We start from the raw sequence: 1,188 nt of genomic DNA on the forward strand, positions 1-1,188 counted from the left end.
GTGATTAAGCGATGATCTTAGCTACAACACCAGCACCAACTGTACGGCCACCTTCACGAATCGCGAAACGTAAACCTTCATCCATCGCGATTGGAGCAATTAGCTCTACAACCATTTGGATGTTGTCGCCTGGCATAACCATTTCTACGCCTGCTGGTAACTCGATGTTACCGGTTACGTCTGTTGTACGGAAGTAGAACTGTGGACGGTAACCTTTGAAGAATGGTGTATGACGACCACCTTCATCTTTAGACAGTACGTAAACTTCTGATTCAAATTTAGTGTGTGGAGTGATTGAACCTGGTTTCGCTAGTACTTGACCACGTTCTACTTCATCACGTTTTGTACCACGTAGTAGTGCACCTACGTTCTCACCTGCACGACCTTCGTCAAGCAGTTTACGGAACATTTCTACACCAGTACAAGTCGTTGTAATGGTATCTTTGATACCAACGATTTGGACTTCATCACCTACGCGAAGAATACCACGCTCAATACGGCCTGTTACTACTGTTCCACGACCTTGGATTGAGAATACGTCTTCGATTGGCATTAGGAATGGCAGGTCTACTGCACGCTCTGGCTCTGGAATGTAGTTATCTAGCGCTTCTGCTAGTTCTACAATCTTCGCTTCCCATTGCTCTTCACCGTTTAGTGCGCCTAGTGCTGAACCTTGGATTACTGGTAGGTCATCACCTGGGAAATCGTATTCAGATAGAAGTTCACGAACTTCCATTTCTACTAGTTCTAGTAGCTCTTCATCATCTACCATGTCACATTTGTTCATGAATACGATGATGTAAGGGATACCAACCTGACGGCCTAGTAGGATGTGCTCACGTGTTTGTGGCATTGGACCATCTGTTGCCGCTACAACTAGGATACCACCGTCCATTTGCGCAGCACCTGTGATCATGTTTTTAACATAGTCAGCGTGTCCTGGGCAGTCTACGTGTGCGTAGTGACGAGTTGGAGTTTGGTATTCTACGTGTGAAGTAGAGATTGTAATACCGCGCTCACGCTCTTCTGGAGCATTGTCGATTGACGCGAAGTCTTTTGCTTCACCGCCATATACTTTAGAAAGTACAGTACAGATTGCTGCAGTTAGAGTGGTTTTACCGTGGTCAACGTGGCCGATAGTACCAACGTTTACGTGCGGTTTCGTACGTTCAAATTTTTCTTTAGACA

General features: G+C 45.6%; 1 protein-coding gene. It reads right to left on the reverse strand.

Translation table 11 applies throughout. The annotated features are described in order from the left end of the window. Positions 1 to 4: 4 nt before the first annotated feature. Positions 5 to 1,188: elongation factor Tu (gene tuf / locus EXA13_RS16560; protein ID WP_238134091.1), on the reverse strand; the 1,184-nt coding region annotated here is incomplete at its 5' end.

It is taken from the genome of Vibrio cincinnatiensis, from assembly GCF_022113815.1.
GTDB classification, from domain to species: domain Bacteria; phylum Pseudomonadota; class Gammaproteobacteria; order Enterobacterales; family Vibrionaceae; genus Vibrio; species Vibrio cincinnatiensis_A.